This is a genomic window from Candidatus Methylomirabilota bacterium (assembly GCA_036005065.1).
GTDB lineage: Bacteria > Methylomirabilota > Methylomirabilia > Rokubacteriales > DASRDR01 > DASYQW01.
In genome coordinates this window covers 1-21,693 of sequence record DASYQW010000193.1, presented here as the reverse complement: position 1 = coordinate 21,693, position 21,693 = coordinate 1, and the positions used below count along the sequence as shown (strand labels likewise).

13 protein-coding genes are annotated in these 21,693 nt (G+C 73.1%); 11 read left to right on the top strand and 2 right to left on the bottom strand.

Annotated features, from left to right (window positions below):
- The first annotated feature begins 37 nt into the window (after window positions 1-37).
- The 11 genes from VGW35_13820 to VGW35_13770 all read left to right on the top strand — a co-directional run bounded on the left by VGW35_13820 (window position 38) and on the right by VGW35_13770 (window position 16,442).
- A complete protein-coding gene (locus VGW35_13820; protein ID HEV8308734.1) occupies window positions 38-787 on the top strand; it encodes a class I SAM-dependent methyltransferase in 750 nt (249 codons plus the stop codon).
- Entirely contained in the window at window positions 784-1,521 is a 738-nt protein-coding gene (locus tag VGW35_13815) for a glycosyltransferase (protein ID HEV8308733.1), read from the top strand. The genes VGW35_13820 and VGW35_13815 overlap by 4 nt, the downstream gene beginning before the upstream one ends.
- Before the next feature lie 13 nt (window positions 1,522-1,534).
- A complete protein-coding gene (locus VGW35_13810) occupies window positions 1,535-2,773 on the top strand; it encodes a DegT/DnrJ/EryC1/StrS family aminotransferase (protein ID HEV8308732.1) in 1,239 nt (412 codons plus the stop codon).
- Complete coding sequence (locus VGW35_13805; protein ID HEV8308731.1) at window positions 2,770-3,861, top strand: DegT/DnrJ/EryC1/StrS family aminotransferase; 1,092 nt, start codon at window positions 2,770-2,772, stop codon at window positions 3,859-3,861. Before VGW35_13810 ends, VGW35_13805 begins: the two co-directional genes overlap by 4 nt.
- Before the next feature lie 10 nt (window positions 3,862-3,871).
- On the top strand, window positions 3,872-4,573 hold the full coding sequence (locus VGW35_13800) for a glycosyltransferase (GenBank protein ID HEV8308730.1): 702 nt from the start codon (window positions 3,872-3,874) through the stop codon (window positions 4,571-4,573).
- Window positions 4,574-4,734: 161 nt separating this feature from the next.
- On the top strand, window positions 4,735-7,458 hold the full coding sequence (locus tag VGW35_13795) for a discoidin domain-containing protein (GenBank protein HEV8308729.1): 2,724 nt from the start codon (window positions 4,735-4,737) through the stop codon (window positions 7,456-7,458).
- Between the two features lie 302 nt (window positions 7,459-7,760).
- Window positions 7,761-8,624 carry a dTDP-4-dehydrorhamnose reductase gene (gene rfbD, locus VGW35_13790; GenBank protein ID HEV8308728.1) on the top strand — a complete coding sequence of 288 codons (864 nt, stop codon included), beginning with the start codon at window positions 7,761-7,763 and terminating at the stop codon, window positions 8,622-8,624.
- A 96-nt stretch (window positions 8,625-8,720) separates the two neighbouring features.
- Window positions 8,721-9,761, top strand: coding sequence for a radical SAM protein (locus VGW35_13785; GenBank protein HEV8308727.1), 1,041 nt, complete (start codon window positions 8,721-8,723; stop codon window positions 9,759-9,761).
- Window positions 9,762-9,902: 141 nt separating this feature from the next.
- The gene (locus VGW35_13780; GenBank protein ID HEV8308726.1) at window positions 9,903-11,072 is read left to right on the top strand and encodes a glycosyltransferase family 4 protein; all 1,170 of its coding nucleotides are present in this window, start codon (window positions 9,903-9,905) and stop codon (window positions 11,070-11,072) included.
- Complete coding sequence (locus VGW35_13775; protein HEV8308725.1) at window positions 11,044-13,980, top strand: hypothetical protein; 2,937 nt, start codon at window positions 11,044-11,046, stop codon at window positions 13,978-13,980. The genes VGW35_13780 and VGW35_13775 overlap by 29 nt, the downstream gene beginning before the upstream one ends.
- Window positions 13,977-16,442 (top strand): hypothetical protein, encoded by a 2,466-nt coding sequence (locus VGW35_13770; protein HEV8308724.1) that lies wholly within the window; start codon window positions 13,977-13,979, stop codon window positions 16,440-16,442. Before VGW35_13775 ends, VGW35_13770 begins: the two co-directional genes overlap by 4 nt.
- 4 nt (window positions 16,443-16,446) lie before the next feature.
- Here VGW35_13770 and VGW35_13765 read toward each other — a convergent pair whose 3' ends face one another.
- Together VGW35_13765 and VGW35_13760 are read right to left on the bottom strand one after the other, a co-directional pair.
- Window positions 16,447-19,158 (bottom strand): interleukin-like EMT inducer domain-containing protein, encoded by a 2,712-nt coding sequence (locus tag VGW35_13765; GenBank protein HEV8308723.1) that lies wholly within the window; start codon window positions 19,156-19,158, stop codon window positions 16,447-16,449.
- A partial coding sequence (locus VGW35_13760; protein HEV8308722.1) for a discoidin domain-containing protein occupies window positions 19,155-21,693 on the bottom strand: 2,539 nt, incomplete at its 5' end. The genes VGW35_13760 and VGW35_13765, both read right to left, overlap by 4 nt.

Genomic DNA, 21,693 nt, shown 5'->3' with positions numbered 1-21,693 from the left:
TGGCGCTCGCGCCGCCGCTCCCCCCCAGGCTCAACTGATGGAGCCTCACGAATACGCCCGGAGCTTCGCCTTCGAGCGGGACCACTGGTGGTTCCGCGCCAAGCGGGCCCTCGTCCTCGGCCTCCTCGGCCGCTACGGATGGGCGGACGGCTGGGGGCTCGACCTCGGCTGCGGGACCGGCGGGATGCTCGAGACCCTGACCGATCGCGGCACCTGGGTCGGGGTCGACGCCGAGTCGCTGGCGCTCGACTTCTCGCGCAAGCGCGGCCTTGCCCGGCTCGTCGAGGCCTCGGCCACGGGGCTCCCGTTCCGGGCCGGCACCTTCGACGCCTGCCTCTGCCTGGACGTCCTCTACCACCGGGGGGTCGCGTCCGACCAGGGGGCCCTCGCCGAGTGTCACCGGGTGCTCCGGCAGGGCGGCCTCCTGATCGTCACCGACTCGGCCTTCGCCTGGCTGCGGTCCCGGCACGACGATGCCGTCCACGGCCGCCGGCGGTATACCCGGCGCCAGCTCGTCGAGCAGGTGCGGGCCGCCGGGTTCACTCCCATCCTGGCGTCCTACACCTATTGCCTCGTCTTTCCGGTCGTCGCCGCGGTTCGCCTGCTGCGCCGGCTCCAGCCGGGTGGCCCGCAGGGGCGCTCGGACGTCTTTCCCCTGCCGGCCGTCCTCACCGGGGCCCTCCTGGTGATCCAGGCCGTCGAGCGGGCACTCCTGCGCCTGACCCCGCTGCCGTTCGGCAGCTCGGTCCTGTGCGTCGCTCGCAAGGGAGCGGGCGGGCGAACGTGACGACCGCGGTGATCCTCCCCACCTACAACGAGCGCGCGGTGATCGTCGGGGTGGTCCGCGAGATTCTGGACGCCGTGCCGAGCGTCGAGGTCCTGGTGGTGGACGACGACTCACCCGATCGCACGTGGGAGGTGGTGGGCCAGGCTTTCGCCGGCGACGGCCGGGCCCGGATCCTCCGCCGGATCGGCCGCCGGGGCCTTCCCTCCGCGCTCGCCGAGGGGATCGCGGCCACCCGGGGCGAGATCGTCGTCTGGCTCGACGCCGACGGCTCGATGCCGGCCGAGGTCATCCCGCAGCTCGTCGACGCGGCGGCCCGGGCCGACGTCGCGGTAGCCTCGCGGTACGCCCGGCAGGGGGCGGACGCCCGGGACTCGCGCCTGCGGATCCTCGCCTCCCGGGCGATCAACCTCGTCGGCACCCTCTGCCTGGGAGGTCCGGTGCGCGACTGGACCTCGGGCTTCGTCGCGGCGCGCCGGGGGGCGCTCGAGCGGGTACCACTTCGGACTCATTACGTGTACGGTGACTACTGCATCGACTTCCTCTACCGGGCCTGCCGGGCGGGACTCCGGGTCGTCGAGGTGCCCTACCGCTGCGTCGAGCGGCGGGCCGGGGAGAGCAAGACCAGCCCGGATCTCGGGCGCTTCGCGGCCCTCGGCCTGCGATACGTCGGCACCATCCTCCAGCTACGCTGGGAGAGCTGGTCCGGCAAGCTCCTGAAGGACCGAGCCTCGTGAGGAGGGGCGCACCATGATCGAGGAGACCCGGCTGCCCGATTCGGTGATGGCGGAGCTCGGCAAGATCATCCCGGGCCCCGAGCCGCATCTCGAGGTCCGCATCCCGCGGATCCCGGTCGTCGAGGAGGCGCTGACGCGCCGGATCATCCCGGTCTCGGACCCGAAGCTGGACGGCAACGAGCTGCGGTACGTCACCCAGTGCATCCAGTCCAACTGGATCTCGTCGGCCGGGCGCTTCGTCCGCGACTTCGAGGAGGCCTTCGCCACCGCCGCCGGCTGCCGCTACGGCGTGGCGTGCTCCAACGGGACCACCGCGCTCCACCTGGCCCTGGCGGCGCTCGGCGTGGGTCCCGCCGACGAGGTGATCATTCCCACCTTCACGATGATCGCCACTGCCAACGCGGTGCGCTACACCGGGGCCACCGCACTCCTGGTCGACGCCGAGCGGGAGACCTGGAACCTCGACGTGGGCCAGCTGGCCGACAAGATCACCCCGCGGACCCGTGGGATCCTGCTCATCCACACCTATGGACACCCGGCCGACATGAACGCCATCCTGGATGTCGCCGAGCGCCGTGGCCTGTGGGTCCTGGAGGACGCAGCCGAGGCCCACGGCGCCCGCTACAAGGACCGGCCGGTGGGCAGCCTGGGACGCGCCGCGTCGTTCTCGTTCTATGCCAACAAGATCATCACCACCGGAGAGGGCGGGATGGTCACGACGAACGACACCGAGCTGGCCCGGCTGGCTCGCCGCCTCCGCGACCACGCCTTCTCGGACGAGCGCCACTTCTGGCACAAGTACCTCGGCTTCAATTACCGGATGACCAACCTCCAGGCCGCCGTCGGCCTGGCCCAGACCGAGCGGCTCGAGGAGTTCGTCGCGATCCGCCGGGCGAACGCCGCCCGGTACACGGCGCGGCTGTCTCGGATCCCGGGGCTGACCCTGCCCGTCGAGCGGCCCTGGGCCCGGAACGTCTACTGGATGTACGGTGTCGTCGTGCAGGACCAGTTCGGGATCTCCCGGGACGCGCTGCGCAGCCGGCTGGCCCGACGGGGCATCGAGACCCGGACCTTCTTCATCCCGATCCACTTCCAGCCGATCTACTACGAGCTGTACAAAGGGCAGCGGTACCCGGTAGCCGAGGAGCTATGCCAGCGCGGACTCTATCTGCCGTCCGGCGCCACCCTGACCGAGGCCGAGATCGCCTACGTCTGCGACATGGTGCGCGAGGCGCGCGAGGAAGCCCTGTGATCCCGGTCTTCGCACCCTGGCTGGCCGGAAACGTCCGCCGCTACGTGCTGGACTGCGTCGATTCGGGCTGGATCTCCTCGCTCGGGGAATACGTCGGGCGCTTCGAGCGCGAGTTCGCGCGCTTTTGCGAGGCCCGACACGGGGTGTCGACCTCCAATGGAACGACGGCGCTCCACCTGGCCCTGGTGACCGTCGGGATCGGTCCGGGCGACGAGGTGCTGGTGCCGGACCTGACGTTCGTGGCGACCGCCAACGTCGTCCGCTATACCGGGGCGACCCCGGTCCTGGTCGACGCGGACCCCCGAACGTGGACCATGGATCCGGCCGATGCGCGGCGCAAGGTCACGGCCCGCACCCGCGCCGTCATCCCGGTTCACCTCTATGGCCACCCGGTCGACCTGGATCCCCTCCTCGAGCTGGCCCGCGCCCACGGCCTCAGGGTCGTGGAAGACGCGGCCGAAGCGCACGGCGCCCGCTACAAGGGCCGGCGGGTAGGGGCGCTCGGGGACGTCGGCGCGTTCTCCTTCTACGGCAACAAGATCATCACCACCGGCGAAGGCGGCATGCTGGTGACCAATGACCCGGCGCTCGCCGAGCGCGCGGCCTTTCTGCGGGATCACGCGATGGATAGAAAGCGCCGGTACTACCACCCGGAGATCGGCTTCAACTACCGGATGACCAACATCCAGGCGGCCATCGGCTGCGCTCAGCTCGAGCAGGCCGAGGCGATCCTCGACCGCCGGAAGAGCATCGCCGCCGCCTACCAGACGGGGCTGGCCGACCTCCCCGGGCTCACGCCGCCTCCGGCCGAGCCGTGGGCCGAGAACGTCTACTGGATGTACTCGGTCCTGGTGGAGCCGACCCCCAGCCTCGATCGGGACGCCGTGCGCGAGGGGCTCCGGGCCCGCGGGGTGGACTCCCGGCCCTTCTTCGTGCCGATCCACGAGCTGCCGCCCTACCGGAACACGGCGCCGTTTCCGGTCGCGTCGCGGCTCGCGCAGACGGGGATCAACCTGCCGTCGGGCACCGGCCTCACCGCGGAGCAGATCGGCCGGGTGTGCCAGGCGCTGCGCGAGCTCCCGCGATGACGGACGCCCTGTGGTCTCGGTAATCCTGCCCACCTACAACGAGCGCGACGGCATCGCCGAGCTGGTGACAGAGATCCTGGCGATCGCCCGGCAGGCGCGGCTCGACGTGGAGGTCCTGGTGGTCGACGACGACTCGCCGGACGGCACGGCGGCGCACCTCACCGAGGTGTTACGCGCCGAGCCGGCGGTTCGCGTTCACGTCCGCCGGGGAGAGCGCGGGCTGGCCAGCGCCATCCGCCGTGGCATCGAGCAGGCCCGCGGGAGCACGGTCGCGGTCATGGATTCGGACGGAAACCACGATCCCGCGCTTCTGCCCCTGATGATCCGCTGCGCCGAGGACTTCGACGTGGTGGTCGGCTCCCGCTATGTCCTGGGCGGCGGCATGCTCACCTCGGCCTTCCGGTACTGGGCCTCGTATGCCTTCAACATCCTGATCCGCGTCGTCCTGGGCCTTCGCATCCACGACAACCTGTCGGGGTACCTCGCGTTCCGCCGGGCGTCACTCGCCAGCCTCGACCTCGACGCGGTCTTCTACGGCTACGGGGACTACGCCATCCGGCTCCTCTACCAGGTCGTGCGCCGCGGGGGCCGCGTCCTCGAGATCCCGACCGTCTACCGCTTCCGGAAGGGCGGGGAGTCGAAGACCCGTTTCTTCGCCTACTTCTGGACCTACCTGGCGTCGGTGCTGCGCCTCCGCCTCACCGGCCGGTAGTGTCGTGCCGACACTCGACCCGCTTGGGGGCGTGTCGGAATAATCTGGCGCCGACCGCCGAGCGCGTGGTGGATCGACGAGTGCTCCGAGCGGCGGCTTCGCCGCCGCCACGACGGGGGGGCATCGGGGGGGTCTTCCGAGACCCCCCCGACGTGACTTAGGTGACGGCGACGCGCGACTGGCGCTTCTGGGCCCTGGTCGGGCTCTTCGTCCTCCTGGTCGGCCTCCAGCTCGCCGCCCCGCGGCTCGACTCGGACCAGGCGGTCACCGGCCTGATGGGACTCCACATCCTCCGCGGCGAGTTCCCGGTCTTCTTCTGGAGTCAGGAGCACGCCGGCATCCCCGAATCGTACGGCGCGGCGGTCTCCTTCTTCCTGCTCGGGGTCTCGCGGTGGACCCTCAACCTGGTCCCCTCGCTCGCCGCCGTGGGTCTGGCCCTCGCCGTGTACCGGACGGGCGCCGTCCTCTTCGGCCACGGGGCGGGTCTCCTCGCCATCCTCTTCGTCACCATCGTCTCGCCGTACGTGGCCTCCCACTACGTCCTGGCCCGGGCCTACTACATCGAGCACCTGCTCGTCGGCCAGGTGCTCCTCCTCGGCGCCGCGCTGTGGCTCGCCCGACCGCTGAGCGAGGCCGCCAAGAGCCGCACGCTGGTGGCGATGGGCCTGGCCGGGGGCGTCGGCCTCTACTTCGGCTTCCAGATCGTGGACGCCGTGGTGCCCGCCGCATTCGCTCTGCTGCTGGTGGATCCCGGCTTCGTGCTCCGGCGTGGGGCCTGGCTCGGATTGGGGGCCTTCTTTCTCGGGAGCGCCCCGTTCTGGATCCATAACGCGAGCCACGGCTGGGGGAGCTTCGCCACCGGGCTGCGGTTCCAGCGCGACGAGTCGTTGATGGAGGCGCTGGACTCGATCTTCTCCAACCGCCTCCCGGTCCTGCTGGGCGTCAGGGAGTGGGTCCGGACGCCGCCCTACCTCCCGGGGCCGCTCGCCTTCACGGCCCCGGCCATCGTCGTCGCCGCGCTCGGGCTGCTTGCGGTCCGGGTCGGGCGCGGGATCCAGCGGCTCCGCCGGGACCCCGCGCTGGCCGGCGAGGCCATGCTGCTGGTCGCCGCCGCGACCGCCGTCGGGGTCGTCTGGGTGGGCCGCTTCACCTGGGTCCCCCGCTATCTCCTGCCCCTCATGCCCATCCTGGCCCTCATCTTGGCCCGCGCGAGCCAGCTCGTGTGGCGTCGCTCGCGCATCGCCGCGATCGCCGGTGCCGCTGCGTATGTCGCCGCGGTCGGGGTCGGCTACTTCGGGGACCTCACCGTGCTCTGGCCGTCGAGCTGGCAGACGTACTGGACACGGCGTGGGGAGGACATGGCTCTCTTCGCCTTCCTCCAGAGCCAGGGGCTCCGCCACGCGTACGCCTACGAGTACTGGCTGGCGCCGCGGCTGACCTTCGACGCCGCTGAGGCGGTCATCGTGGCCGACCCGGTGAACGACCGGTACCCGCCGTATACGCGGGCCGTGGACGCGTCTCCGCGGCCGGCGTACATCGTCCGGCGCGGTGACCTCGCCCTCTTCGAGAACTGGCTGCGGGCCTCCGGCATCCGGGCCCAGCGCGTCCAGCTCGGACCCTACTTCGTCCTGTCGGATTTCGTCCCGCCGGCGAAGGCGGTGCCCGTGCCGCGTGCCGGGTGGCGAGTGACGACGAGCCCGGGAACCGGCGAGCCCGGGGCCCTCGTCGACGGGCGTCTCACGTCCGGCTGGTCGAGCGCGCCGGGGCCGGCCCGCTCGGCCTGGGTCGAGGTCGACCTCGGGCAGCCCCGGCGCGTCGCCGGGGTGACGATCCTGACAGACGACCCGACGCGTATCCCGGGGTTCCTCGAGGTCGCCGCCGGAGACGGGCCTCCCTTCGCACGGCTCGACACCCACGGCTTCACGGTCACGTGGCGGAACGGCGCGCCGCGGACCGCGCCGGGCCCCGCGCTCACGGTCCGGTTCGCGCCGATCGAGACCCGGCATCTCCGGCTGACGAGCGCCGGCGACACCCCGGGCTGGCCGGTGACCGAGCTGTTCGTGCTCGCGCCGGCCAGTGACCCGAGGCGGGTCGCCGGGACCCCGTCGCCTCTCGAGATGGCCCGCCGCCTCGAGGCGGCCGGCGCGCGTGAAGCCGCCCTCCTCCGCTATCGCGTGGCCATGGAGGCCCAGCCCGACGATCCAGAGGGCTACATCGGATTCCTCCGGCTCGCCGCCGACCTCGGCCTCGATCGGGCGTCGCCGGCGGCGCGGGCTGCCCGCTTCCTCGGGCTGGGGCTCGCGGACGAGGCCCGAGCGGCCTACGACGCGCTCATCCGAACGCTCCCCCCCGACGTCAGTCACGCGGAGCTGGCCCGCGCGATGGCGATCATGGCCGCCCGGCTGGGCGAGACGGAACGAGCCCGCCGCCTGGAGGCCGACGCGGACGCGATCGCGTACCCGCGGGGGCGGGTCCACACGGCATTCGGCCACCGGCTCGAGCTGACCGGGTGCGATCCGCCGCCCGACCGCGTCCGTCCGCGTCAGACGCTGGAGCTCGCCTGTGGGTGGCGGCTCTCGCCCGACGGCGCGCCGCTCGTGACCTCCGTGCAGGTCCGGGGTCCGCACGGCGCCTTCGGGGGCGAGCGGGCGCTTCCCGGCTGGATCCCGGGACTCGGCACCGGCCCTCAGCACCTCGTTGGACGCTGGCGGCTGGTGGTGCCCGACGACGCGCGGCCGGGACGGCACCGCATCCTGGTCGGCGTGCGGCAGCCGAGCTCCGGGCACATGCTCCGGGGGTGGTGGGCTGGCATCCTGCCGCTTCCCGGCCATCGCATCGAGCTGGGAACCGTCGAGGTCCTTCCCGCGGCGGCCGCCGGCGGGTGATATTCATGGGAGGGGGCCTCTGTTTGGACGGGCTTCGCCCTTTGGGGCCCCCTCCCAAACCTCCCCCACCTCTCGGGATGGGTGGGTGGGCGCGGCGGCCAAGCCGCCGCTCGGAGTTCCCCGGCGCGGAGCGCAGCCGGATGGATGAACCTGGAACAGCCCGTGGTGGGGGGGTCTGGGGGGGGAGCGGCACGATGCGCTCCCGCCCCAGTTTGGTGGGAGGGCTTCTCCATGCAGCGCACAGTCGGTCGTAGGCGCCGGGTTACTCCGGTACAGTCTGATATAGTGGGCGGCGGCGTGGCATGAAGCCCATTCTCCTGCTGGGAGCGAGCGGCCAGCTCGGCACCGATCTCGCCGCCCTCCTCGAGGGTCCCGCCCTGGTGGCCCTCACGCGCCACGAGCTCGACGTCACGGACCAGGCGGCCGTGGCCCGCACGATCGCCGCCGCCGCCCCGGCCGTGGTGATCAACACCGCCGCCTTTCACCGCGTCGACGACATCGAGGCGGACCCGCGCCCGGCGTTCCTCGTCAACGCGGTCGCCGTCCACCATCTCGCCCGGGTGTGCGAGCGCCAGGGCGCCCGTCTGGTCCACTTCAGCACCGACTACGTCTTCGGCGGGGGCGGCCCCGGCCCGTTCGCCGAAGACGCCCCGCCGGCCCCGCTCAACGCGTACGGGGTCTCCAAGCTGGCCGGCGAGCACCTCTTGCGAGGCGCGGGCGCGCGGCATCTCGTCATTCGCAGCTCGGGCCTCTACGGCGTGGCGGGCTCGAGCGGGAAGGGCGGGAACTTCGTCGAGACCATGCTGCGGCTCGCCCGCGAGGGAAAGCCCATCCGCGTCGTCGACGATCAGGTGCTCACGCCGACCTACACGGCCGACCTCGCCGAGGGCGTGGCCCGCCTGCTCGCGGTCGACCCGCCCGGCGGCATCTACCACCTCACCAACGAGGGCGCCTGCTCCTGGCTCGAGTTCGCCGGCCGGACCTTCGAGCTGTGCGGGCTGCGGCCGGCGCTGGCCCCGACCAGCAGCGAGGCCTTCGGCGCGCCGGCGCGCCGTCCCTCGAACTCGGTGCTCCTGAACACGCGCGCCACGGCTCTCGGCCTCGCCCCGCTGCGGCCGTGGCCGGAGGCGCTGGCGGCCTATCTCCGGGCCAAGGGCCACCTCTGAGGTTTCGGAGGGGGTGTCGGAACCATTTTCGCGGGCTCGGACTCCGCGCGAAGCGAGGCGCGTGGGTCCGACGGCGCCGTCTGCTATAATCAACGGGTGGATCGTCGCCAATTCCGGCATTTTGCCCGCCTGGCCCGGATCTACTGGGCCTACAAGACCGGACGGAGCCGAGTTCCTCAGCTCCCCGTGCGGCTCTGGATCGAGTCCACCAGCCACTGTAACCTCCGCTGCGGCTACTGTCCCAACAGGGACATCGAGAAGAAAGACCACGGCTTCATGGACCTCGCCCTCTACAAGCGGATCATCGATCAGGTCGCGGACCATGCCTACGACGTGAACCTCTTTCATCGGGGCGAGCCGACGATGCACCCCGGGCTCCCCGAGATGGTCGCCTACGCGCGGGAGCGGGGCCTCTACACCCGCATCCACACGAACATCACGCTCCTCAACGAAAAGAAGGCGCGGGCGCTCATCGAGGCCGGCCTCGACTTCATGTCGTGCTCCTTCGACGGATACGAGAAGGGGATGTACGAGAAGAATCGCGTGGGCGCGAAGTTCGAGTGGGCGCTCGACCACCTCAAGCGGTTCCTCGAGCTGAAGCGCGATCTCCGATCGAAGCGGCCCTTCACGGTGCTCCAGGTGATGGAGATCGGCGCTCCGCCCAAGGCCGAGCTCAAGCGGCTGCGCCGCCAGTTTCTGGCGAACTTCGCGGGGCTCCCGCTCGACCGGGTCGTGCTCCGCACCCCGCACAACTGGGCCGGCGACGTGTTCATGCCGGAGCTCTCCCGCGATGCGCTCCTGTCCGACGGCCGCCGGTTCACGCCGTGCACCTTCCTCTGGTACTCCTCGACGATCTACTGGGACGGAACGGTGACCGCCTGCCCCCAGGATTTCTTCGGAAAGCTCGGCATGGGGGACCTCCGGGACAAGCCCCTGCGGGAGATCTGGAACGACACGCGGCTCGTCCAGCTCCGCGACCAGATGGCGCGCGGCGACGTGCCCAAGGATCTCCCCTGCTATTCGTGTGATCGGATCTGGCGACACCAGGTGATGGGGGTGCCGACCGATTACCTCAAGGCGTTCATCTCCGACCACGTGATGTCGTACGGGTGGCTCCGGAGGCTGGTCCGCGTCTGAATCGGAGGGGGGCTGAGCCCCCCTCCGACGGCCCTCCCGGCAAAGCCGGGCCGGTCGCTCTTCAGCGACCGGATCGGGCCTGCCTCCCCCCGCGATGACTCGCTCGCTGGCAGCCTCCCTCCGAAGATGATGCGCGTCCTGATGCTGGCGCCCACGCCGTTCTTCGGCGATCGCGGGTGCCACGTCCGGATCTTCGAGGAGACCCGGACGCTCCGCGCCCGCGGCGTCGACGTCCTCGTCGCGACGTACCACGTCGGCCGGGACGTCCCCGACGTCCCGACGACCCGAACGCCGCGCCTCGGCTGGGTGCGCCGGCTCCCGGTCGGCTTCTCGATCCACAAGCCTTACCTCGACGTCATCCTGTTCCTGACCGCCGCCCGCGCCGCCCGGCGCTTCCGGCCCGACGTCCTCCACGGCCACCTCCACGAGGGCGCCGCGCTGGCGTCCCTCTTGGGCCGCCTCATCGGACGTCCAGCGGTCGCCGACCTCCAGGGCAGCCTGACCGGGGAGCTCGTGGACCACGGCACCCTGCCGGCCCGGGGTCCGCTTCCCGCCGTCGTCCGGCGCCTGGAGCGGGCGATCCTCCGCGGGCCGACCCGGATCCTCGCGTCCTCGACGTGGCTCGCCCGCGAGCTCGCCGAACGGTGGGGCGTCCCGGCCCGCCGCATCGTGCCGCTGCCGGATGGCGTCGACCCGGAAGTGTTCCGGCCGGGGATCCCGGCCGACGCCCTCCGGCACCGGCTCGGAATCGACGGGAAGCGGGTCGTCGTCTACCTCGGGGTCCTCACGCCCTACCAGGGCGTCGACGACCTCCTCGCCGCCTGGCCGGCGGTCGTCCGAGCGGTCCCGGACGCGCACCTCCTCCTGATGGGCTACCCGAACGAAGACCGCTACCGCCGGGAGGCGGCCCGGCAGGGGATCGAGGGCTCCGTCACGGTCACCGGGGGCATCGCCTACCACGAGGCTCCGCGCTACCTCGCTCTCGGCGAGGTCGCGGTGAGCCCGAAGCGCTCCACCACCGAGGCCAACGGCAAGCTGCTCAACTACATGGCGTGTGGCTTGCCGACGATCGCCTACGATGGACCGGTCGCGCGGGAGATTCTGGGGGAGACCGGCGTCCTCGTGCCCCTCGGCGACGTCTCCGCGCTCGCCGACGCCTGTGGCGGACTTCTCCAGGACGCCGGCGAGCGCAAGCTCCGCGGCCAGGCTGCGCGGGAACGGGCCGTCGCCGAGTTCGGCTGGCCGGTGCTGGGGGGGCGCCTCCTCGAGGTCTATCGGGACATTGGGCTCGCCGGCCGGCTCGCCCGGTAACCTCGAGCGCTTCGGACGCCCCGCGACGCTCGGCGTCGCCCTGGCGTTTCTGGTCCTCGCCGCCCTCTACACGCTCCCGCTGGTCGCCCACCTCGGAGACGCCCTCCCGTTCGCCGCGGTCCCCTCGGAGGGGCGCGAGACCGCCTGGCGGATCCAGGGCGACTATCTCCAGTTCTATTACTACCTCTGGCTCGTTCGGGACCGGGTGGGCGCGGGCGCCTCGCCGCTCCGCGACCCGTACCAGTTCGCGACCGACGGGCCCCGCCTCAACCTGCCCAACACGTTCCTGCCGCTGGCCCTCCTCTACCTTCCACTCTCGGTCCCCGGGCCGCGCCTCGCCTACAACCTGCTCGTCCTCCTGTCGTTTCCGCTGGCGGGCCTCGCCGCCGCGCTCCTGGCGCACCGGTACGGCATCGGCCGCTGGGGGGCGCTGGTGGCGGGCGCGGTCTTCGCGTGCGCGCCCTATCGCCTGGGCGCGCTCCTCGGCGGGCATCCGGCCGGGCTGGCCTACTTCCTGGTCCCGCTCGCGCTGTGGGGGCTGGAAGGCGCCCTGGCCGGCTCCGTCGCCGGCGGCGTCTCCTGCGCGATCGCGCTCCTGTCGCTGGCGATCGTCGAGCCCCACTTCTTTTACTTCGCGGCGCTGGGCCTCCCGCTCTACCTCCTGGCCCGGGTGGGGCTCGCCGGCTTCGCGCGGGATGCCCTGGGGGTCGGCCCCGGACACTGGGTGCTCGCTCTCGCGATCGCGGCGGCGCCCGCGTGGGGTGCGCTCGCCCTGTTGCGCCTACAGGGGTGGGACCCGCCGGCCGGCGCCCGGCTCGCCATCGGCCTCGTCGTCGCGCTCGGCGCCCTGACCGTCTGGCAGTGCGCGGCGGGCTGGCTCCGCGCCAGCGGCGTGGCGCCCGACGGGCGCCTGGCTGCCCGGCGAAGCCTCCACGCCCTTCTCCCCTGGCTCGCCACCGCCGGGGCCGGGCTGGGCGCGGGGAGAGGCGCGAAGCTGGCGCTCGTCGCCCTCGCGCTCCCGATCGTGATCCACGCGGGCTGGCTCCTCCGAGCGGGGGCGCTCTGGCGGGTGCCGATCCTCCCGCTCCTCGTCGCGGGCGCCGGGGCCGGAGCCGGCGCGGGCTTTCTGCTCGCGCTGCGGGGCGCGCTCCTCACCCGCTCGGTGGCGGGTGCCGGCCGCTCGCTCCACGAGGTGCTCCTGTTTTCGCCGGTGACCGCCGACCTCTTCACGCGCGTGAACCCGACCGCCAACCGCGCGATCTATCCCGGCGCGCTCCCCGTCGCCCTGGCGCTGGTCGGGGCGGTCGCCCTGGCCCGGACGCCGCCCGAACCGCGCCGCCGAATCCTCTGGGCCTTCGTGCCTGTCGCCGTCCTGAGCGGGGCCCTCTCGTTGGGCCCGCGGCTCACGGTCGTGCCGCTCTTCGAGGCGGCCTTTCACCTCGTGCCCTTCTGGAACTTCGTCCGGCAGCCGGCCAAGTTCCAGGTGGTCGCGAGTCTGGCCCTCGCGATCCTGGCCGCGGTCGCCGTCGAGGCGCTCGGCCGCCAGGCGGCTCGATCGTGGGGGCGGACGGCCCTCGCCGCCGCGCTGGCGCTCGGCATCGCCGCCGAGTACCACCCGTGGCGCCCGGCCGGGCTGAGTCTCTTGCCGACGGCAGGGTCCGCCTACGAGACGATCCGCACCGGCGGCGCGCGGGCCCTCTACCTTCCGCTCTGGCCCGGGGACAGCTCCTTCTCGGCGATCTATCTCTACACGACCACGCTCACGCGGGTGCCGATGCTCAACGGCTACTCGGCCTGGATCGAGCGCAGCTACGTGACCGACGTCTACCGGGCGCTCGAGGCGCTCAACATCGGCGTGGTCGGCGAGTCCGAGTACGCGACCCTCCGGCGGCTTCACGTGCGACAGATCATCTTCGACCGCGACGCCTTTCCGATGAAGGTGAGCGCCTTCGGGCCCGCCTTCACGCTCGCGAATCTCCGGACGTCGCGCTTCCTGGAGCTCCTGGCGCCGGCGGCCGACGGTGACCCGCTCTGGGTGTTCCGCGTCCGCGAGCGGCCGGGGAACGGCGCCGCCGCCGCTCCCCGCAGCCCGCTGGGTCTCTTCTGGGAGGCCGAGTCCCTTCCGCGCGAGACGGGGGTCATCACGATCGACCCCGAGGCGTCCAACGGCCGCGTGGTGCTGGCCCGGGCCGGACGGGATCGCCCGGGATTCGTCATCTTCGGTCCCTACCGCATGCTGCCGGTGGGCCCGTTCCGGGCAGTCTTCCGCCTTCGCGGCCACGGCAGCGCGGCGGAGCTCCAGGTGACCGCGGCAAGCGGCCAGCGGGTGCTGGGGACGCGGACCGTGCATCCGGCAGATACCTTCGAGGACGTCCCGGTCCCGTTCCGGCTCGATGAGCCGGCCAGCGTGGAATACCGCGTCAAGTGGGCAGGCGCTGGCTGGCTCGCCGTGGACTCGGTGGCGGGGGCCTTCGCCGATCTACCCGACCCCGCGCCCGTCTTCGAGGTCCAGGCCCTCGGCCACGAGTTGCTGGAGCGGCACGATCCGGAGTCGAGCGAGGGCGTGGCCGGCTACGCCGACCCGCGGCGGACCCCGCGCGACCGTCTCTGGAGCGGGCCGCTCCGGGGCTACCCGGCGGGGCGGTATCGGCTCTGGGTGCGCGTCAAGCTCGACCGAGTCGGCGCCGCGCCCTTCGCGTGGTGTGGCGCCCAGGCGGCCTCGCTCGGTTCCATCGTCGGTGGCCGTGAGCTCCTGGGCGCCGAGGTCGGCGACGCCGGACGATACGTCGAGCTGGCGGTCCCCTTCACGCTCCCGCGGGCGGCGGTCCTGGAGTTTCCATGCCTCTACCGCGGCGGCACGGGGGTCTGGTTCGATCGCCTTCGGATCGAGGGGCCACTCCCCCCGTGAGGCGGCGCACGGGGCTCGGGGCGGCCCTCGTCCTCGCGATCCTGCTGCTCGCGATCGGGCTCGTGGTCTCCCGGCCGCTCGCCGTCCACTGGGCAGACGCGCTCCCCGTCATCCCGCACGCGCCGGGCGAGCGGGCCGTCCTCACCCGGGCGCCGGGCGACTCGCTGCAGCTCTACTACGAGCTCTGGCTCTTCCGCGACGGGCTCCTCGGGACGACGCCGCTCTTCTGGGACCCTTACCAGTTCCGGACCGACGGGCCGCGCTGGAACCTGCCCCAGAGCTTCCTTCCGCTGGCCGTCCCCTTCGCCCTCCTGAGCCCGCTCGGTCCGCACGGCGCCTACAACCTCCTCGTCCTCCTCTCGTTTCCCCTGGCGGGGCTCAGCGCCTACATCCTGGTTCGTCGCTACACGGGCCATGGGCTCGCCGCGGTGGCGGCGGGGCTGGCCTACGCCCTCGTTCCCGCGCGCCTCGAGCCGCTCTTCGGCGGCCAGCCGGCGGGCTTCGCGGCCGCGCTCCCGCCCCTCGTGCTGTGGGGGCTCGACCGCGCGCTCCTCCGCGGGTCGCTGGCGGGCGGCGCGACGGCCGGGGCCGCCGTCTTCGCGCTCGCGACCCTCGAGCCGCACTATACGTACCTGGTGGCCGCCCTCGTCCCGGCTTACGTCGCGCTGCGGTGGGCGACGGCCGGACGCCCCGCCGTCCCCCCGGGACCCCTGGTCGCGTTCGCGCTGCCCGCCGCCGCGGGCGCAGCCTGGCTCTGGATGCTCCGGCAGACGTTCCTCCTGGGCTCGATCGCCGAGGCCGGCCGGAGCCTCGGGGAAGTCCGCCTCCACTCGCCGGGGCCGGCGGCGCTCCTGGTGCCCGCGACGTACGGGGGCGCGGTGCTGATCGGCCTCGCCCTCCTGGGCCTCGTCGCGGGGGCGCGCGATGCGCGGGCCCTTCGTCTCTTCTACGGAGCGCTGCTGATCGCCGGCCTCGTCCTCGGCGTCGGCCCGACCCTGCCGGGCCTGCCGCTCTACCAGGCCCTCCATCGCTGGGTCCCGCTCTTCACGCTGATCCGCAACCCGGAGAAGTTCCGCCTGCTGGCGAGCCTGGGCGCCGCGGTGCTGGCCGGCTGGGGTGTCGGCGCGCTGACCGCCCGCCTCTCGCCGCCGGTCCGCCGGTACGCGGCGCCAGCCCTCCTCGTCGCCACCATCGCCGGCACGGCGCCCTGGCACCCCATCGTGCTCACCCGGATCCCGGACAGCGCCGTCCACGCGGCGATCCGCGCGGAGGCGCGGCGGGTCCTGTACCTGCCGCTCTGGCCCGGGGACAGCGCGTGGTCGTCCATCTACCTCTACACGGTGACCCGCACGCGGGTGCCGATGCTGAACGGCTATTCCCCGATGGTGCCGCGCCGGTACGTGGCTGACGTGTTCGCGCCGCTCCAGGGCCTGAACGTCGGCGACCTCGGGCTCCCGGAGCACGCGCTCCTCCGCCGGCTGGGCGTGACGCACGTGGTCCTCGACCGCGCGCTCTTCCCGCCGCAGGTCAGTCCCTTCCCGACGGGGTACACGCTCGCGCACCTCCGCGCCACGCCGGGACTCGTGCTGGAAAGCGCCGCGGACCCCCTGTGGCTCTTCCGCGTCACCGATCGGGCTCCGGTGGACCGGCCTCGCGTCACCTCGCCCGTCGGCCTCTTCTTCGAAGCCGAAGCTCTGCCGCGTGAGACCGGCGCCGTGGTCGACGACCCGGCGGTGTCCGGCGGGCGGTTCGTGGCCGGCCGCCCCGGCATCGATCGCCCCGGCTTCCTGACCTTCGGCCCCTACCGCCTCTTGCCCGCGGCCGCCTACCAGGCCGTGTTCCGGGTGCGCGGCAGCGGGCTCACGCTCGAGGTCACCGTGGATCAGGGCCGACGGGTGCTGGCCGAGCGGCCCGTCGAGCCGCGGGCCACCTGGGACGAGGTGGAGCTCCCGTTCGAGCTGGACCGCGCCCAGCCCGTCGAGTACCGCGTCCGCTGGAACGGCCGGGGCGAGGCGGCCGCCGACTGGGTGTCGGTGGCCTTCGCAGCCCGCCCGCAGCCCGAGTGGGGGTTCGAGGTCGAGGACCTCCCCCACAGGCTCGGCGAGCGGGCGGACCCGGCGGCCTCGGGCGGCTGGGCCGGTTACGCCGACCCGGTCGAGAGCTTCCGGACCGACCTCGTGAGCGGGCCCGCCCGGCTGTATCCCGCCGGGCGCTACCGCGTGACCCTCTTCGCGCGGGCGGACCGCGAGACCCGCGGGCCGCTCCTCCGGCTCGCCGTGACCGAGCCGCAGGGGCGACTGCTGGCGGCGCGGACGGTAGACGGCACCGAGCTGCGCCCCGGCCGGTACCGCGAGGTCGGCCTGGACTTCGTGTTGCCGGTCCCGATGGTGCTGGAGTTCCCCGTCGGCTACCTGGGCGACGCGGGCGTCTTCTTCGACCGGCTGGCCGTGGCCCCGCGCTGAGGCGTCACCTCAGCGCGAACTCGGTCAGCTCGAAGCCGAGCCGGGTCTCTGGCCGGCCTGTCACCAGCTCGACCCGGCCGACCCGGAGCTCCACCGGCGCCGGGCCGAGTGCCTCGAAGGCCGTCCCCGGTGCGGCGCCTTTCACGCCGACGAATCCGTGAGCCTCCCGGAAGCGGCCGCGGAGGTCTCCGGTGACCCCGAGCGCCCGGAGCGCCGCCACGGCCTCCTCCGTGAGCCGGCCCGATGCCTCGTCCCGGACGGCGCCCGCCACGATGACGCCCGCCGGGAGCGCGGCGATCCACGAGGCCAGCTGTCCGGGCGCCTCGAGCCGAAAGAAGGTGTCGAAGGCGGCCGCCGCCACCACGCGGCCCTCGGTGTCGAGCGCGACCATGTTGTACCCCCGGCTCCGCGGCGCGAGCTCCACCCCGTTGAGCTGCACAGAGCCGGCTTCTTCGTGGGCTCCGGAGGCGACGTCCGGCTGCCCGGCGCTCAGGACGCGGATGTCGCCCGGCGCGGTCACCCCGGTCGTCCCGATCCGGTAGCGCACGTCATCGAGCGCGGCCAGGGGGCGCCGGTATCCGTACTCGAGGGTGATGACGTTGGGCACGGCGAGCGAGGAGGCCCGCCCGAGGCTCAGGGTGGCGCGGGTCCCGTGGTCGAGCGGCAGGCGCTCGACCGGCCGCCCGTCGAGCGACACGGTGGTCCACTGCTCGAGGTCCGGCCCCGTGGCCCGCGGCCGGAGGGCGAGCTCCAGCCGGGAATGGCGCCGGAGGACATCGTACGAGACCCGGCGCTCCAGCGTCACGGCCTGCTCCGGAAGCGGGACGATCTCGTACAGGTCCTCACTCCCGAAGGTCCCACGGAATCTGAGGAGCGGCGGCTGAATCTGCCGGAGGGCCAGCCAGGACGGCCGTCCGATCGGCGGAAGATTGTCGTCCCCCAGCCGGACGACGAGGTATCGGAGCGGGTAGATGCGCCGGAGGGCCGCTTGCGCTTCCGGGAGCGGGAACGGCGATCCGGGCGTCGAGAGCAGCGTCGACAGATCCCGGACGTCGGGCGGCATGAAGCCCGACAGCCCGTTGACCAGGAGCTTCCGGTGCCACAGCGAGCGGACCATGGCGTCGGCATCGGCCATCCGCACGTTGAGCGGCCACTCGAGCACCGCCACGTCCTCGGGGTCGGCGCGAAGCAGCGCGTCGACGGGCCGGGGCGCGACGGTCTCGTGTAGATAGGCGGCGGGGGCGACGGCGTATTCCGCGGCCACGGCCACGAACACCGCGGCCACGGCGAGCCGCCGCCATCCCGGACGGGCGCGCAGGCGCTCCTCTACCGCGGCGAGACCGAGCGCGGCCAGGAGCGCCACGCCGGCCACGTAGATGACGGCGAAGCGGGCCGTGACCCGGATGGCGCGCAATGGCAGCAGGACGTCGTAGAACGCGACGTACGGCCCGGGGCCGAGCGGCCGGCGGCCGAAGTGGACGACCGGCCCGAGCGCCAGAATCGCGAAGACGACCGTGAAGGCGAGGAGGAGGCGTGTCCAGTCGCCACGCGTGAGCGCGCGCGGCGCGCCGCGCATCGCCCATCCCCGGAGCGCGAGCAATGCAAAGGCCAGGACCACGATGACGTCCAGGAGCACGGCGACCCGCAGCGATCCCGGGCGGCCCCCGCCCGGATGGAGCGCGACGGCCCAGCCGAAGGCGACGATCGTCAGCCCGAGGATCACCAGGAGAGCGCGGCCCAGCCAGGCGGCGCGGCCACCCGGGCGGTGATCCCGACCTGCCCAGACGAGGCTCCCGATCGCGAGGGCCAGCACGGTGAACCCCGCGAAGGCCGACGTCTCCGCGACGTGACCCGTCAGCACGTAATGGTAGAAGAGGCTCCGCCGGCCGGGCTCGACGAAGGTCGCGAGGTCGGCGTAGTGCTCCGCCGTTTCGGTCAGGCCTCGCTCGAAGCCGAATTCCCGGTGAATGGCGAGATAGGGGAGCGCGAACGGCAGGAGGATGGCGCCGGTCGCGAGCCCCCCGAGGGCCAGCGCCGGGAGGACGCGCCGCCACTGCCAGCCGTGCCAGCGGAGACAGAGGAAGCCGCCCGCGAGCGCGGCGAGGGCGAGCCCCAGGATGATCGCGTAGTACCAGGTCGTGAGGCCCTGGACCAGGAGCGCCCCCAGCGCGAGCAGGAGCCAGCGGGACTCCTGGGTCTCCAGCCAGCGCACCCAGGCGAAGAGCGCGATGGGCAGGGCGGCGGCGAGGAGCATCTGGAACTCGAGATAGTACTCGGTGAAGTACGGGGAAAGGCAGAACACCGCCCCGGCCAGCCACCCGGCGGAGCGCGAGCCCGTGAGCGCATAGGCCACCCAGGCCATGGCCACGCCGTTCAACGGCCACAGGGCGAGGACGAGGAGATTGTAGGTGAGGACGGGGTTGCCCCACAGGAATCCCGGAAGCCCGAGGAGCGTCGGGGGAAGCAGAACCTCGGTGTAGGCGAGGCTTTCCCCGTTCGGGTAGAAGGCGTTGCCGTGGAAGAGGGCGAGAGGGTCCGTGAGAAGCCGCCGGCCCTGCGACGCCATGACCCAGGTGAAGACGCGTGCGTCGTGGTGGGGCGGCCACAGGGTCGCCAGGCCGAGGACGAGCGGCCAGGTCGCCATGGCGACGCCCGCCGCGAAGCCCGCGTAAAAGGCCGCGGAAAGGGTCAGGGCTCCGCGCCACCCCCGGGTCATCGGGACGGAACGACCCTCAGCGTCGCCACGCTGGCCTCGTACCGCTTGTAGGGCACGTCCGCCTCGGTCACCCGCAGCTTCTTCCCCGACCAGGCGAGCCACACGCCGACGGTGACGGAGTAGGGCCCGGGCGGCGCGTCGGGCGGGATGCGGAGCGTGAGGGTCTCCTGCGTGCGCTCGCCGGCCGCCCATCGCGACGTGCCATAATCCGCGCCCATCCGGTGATCGTGGCCGAACCGCCGGCCCGGGCCATGAAGGTGGACGAACGCCGTGTAGTCTCCGCGCATGCGGTCGAGCACGCGCCAGGAGTAGCGCACGACGACCCGCTCGCCGGGATGGACCGCAGCGGGAAAGTCGGCGCCGGTGAACTCCAGCACGCTGCCGAAGCGGACCTGGATCGGCCGGGCGGGCCGCCGATCAGCCTCGGCGCGCGACGCGGCCGCCCGGGCGGCCTCGGTCTCGGCGTCACGCCCGAGCCTCGCCAGCGCCTCCACGCGCGCCTCCCCCCACCCCGAGCGCCAGAAGCCGGGGGTGTAGACGCCGGCCAGGTCGACCCAGCGAAGCACCTCGGGCCAGGCCCCGTCGGCTCGCGCCTGCGCCAGCGCGACCTCGGGAACGCCCGACCACCCGGAGAGGTCGAGGATCCTCGCGTAGAGATGGTAGGCGTCCTCCCACTCGGGCACCTGGGCGAGGGCGCGATCGGCCGCGGCGAAGGCGGCCGCCCAGCGGACCTGGGCCCGGCGATGCTCGTAGGTGACGGGCGCCCGCTTCGGGTGCGGGCCGCCCGGGTCGTCCATCCAGCGGGCGACCTCGGCCTGCGCCTCCCGGTAGGCCGCCCGGGCCGCCGGCGGCGGCTCCCAGGCCGCATCGGCGATCTCATAGGCGAAGAGCTCCGAGAGGCTCCAGAGAACCCCGGGGCGATCCCGCCCTGTCTGCGTGAAGCGGACGTAGCGGGCCGGGCGCGGCACCATCCGGACGATCACGCGGCCACCCCCGTCCACGCGCGGGTGCCCCTTCCACCAGTGCAGGCCCGACACCAGGTCGGGGGCTTCCCCCGCGATGTCCCACACGCGGCCGTCCGGCGAGGTCTCGACCCGCAGTCCGACCGGGGCGTCCCCCGGGAAGGGGCCGGTCGCCAGCGTGACCTGGGCCAGCCGGTGAACCGCCCCGAGGTCCAGCTCGAACCACTCGGGTCCCGCCTTCCGGGCGGTCCACCGGGTCCAGATCTGTCGGTCGAACGCGAAACGAGCCGCGTCGGCCTCCCAGGACGTTCGGGCCGACCACCGGGTGGGCGGGATCGGCCGGATGCGCGGGTCCGGAGGCCGGGCGTGGTGGAAGATGACGTACTCGCCGACCTCCTCCCGCTCGACCTCCGCGCCCAGGAGCCGGAGCGACTGCGCCATCGCGTCGGGCTCGGGCCCGCGGAGCACGCGGTGGGTCACGATGGCGACCGCGCCGGGATCCTCCACCGCGTCGACGGCCTGCAGGAAGGCAAAGTTCCGGTAGCCCTCGTAGTCGGCGCAGACCACGCGCTCCCGAGACTCGAACGCGATGACCTGCGCGATCCGGCTGTCGGCGTAGCAGGCGCGGATCCCCAGGGCCTCGAGCCGGGCGATGGCGGCGTCCACCGGACGGCGCGGCATCCCTTCCGCGTCCCTGACGAAGTAGACGTGGGTGAGGGCGTCGTAGCCGAGCAGCAGGAGCGCGAGCGCGACGGCCACCGCGCCCCCGAGCCGCCCCAGCCGGGCGACCCGGGCGAGCAGGACGGCGCAGAGCACGGGCAGCGTCGCGTAGAAGGTCATCGAGTAACGCAGCACGCCGGAGGTCCCGAACCAGGTCGCCAGGTGCGCGGCCACCGTCAGCCAGAAGGCGAGGACGACCAGGTCGAGGGGCTCCTGCCACGGACGCTGGCGCCGCCAGAGGCGCCACGCCCAGGTCCCGACGTGGCCGGCGGCGAGCAGCACGGCCGGCAGGTAGACCAGCACGACCACCGCAGCCCCCACGCGCGACACCGGGGCCGGCAGCTTCACGGCGTGCCCGTCCCAGTAGTAGTCGCGCAGCGTCGCGACCAGGGCGCCCGCCACGTTGCCGATGCGCGTCGAGAGCTCGGGGGACCCATTGTCGCCCCACGTCAGGAGATGCCAGAACGTCGACCACTCGTGCTGGACGTTCCAGACCCAGAACGGCAGCCCGGCGAGGGCGAACAGCCCGAGGGCGACATACGGGCCCGGCTCGCGCAGCACCCGCGGACGGGCCACCACGAGGGCGAGCGCCGCGGCCACCAGGAACATCCCCATCATCTGGGTGCCCCACCAGCCGAGACCGCCCGCCAGCCCGAGGATCGCCCACGCCACCGCCCGGGCCCGCGACGTCGTGCGGCCGTCCAGCAGGGCTGTCCCGGCCGCGAGGACGACGGTCCCGAACGTGAGGGCGACGTTCTCCCCGTGAGACGAGAGCTGGACGTAGCTGAGGAAGATCGGCGGGAGGGCGACGTAGAGTCCCGCCAGGAGTCCGAACCTCTCGCCGGCGATCCGG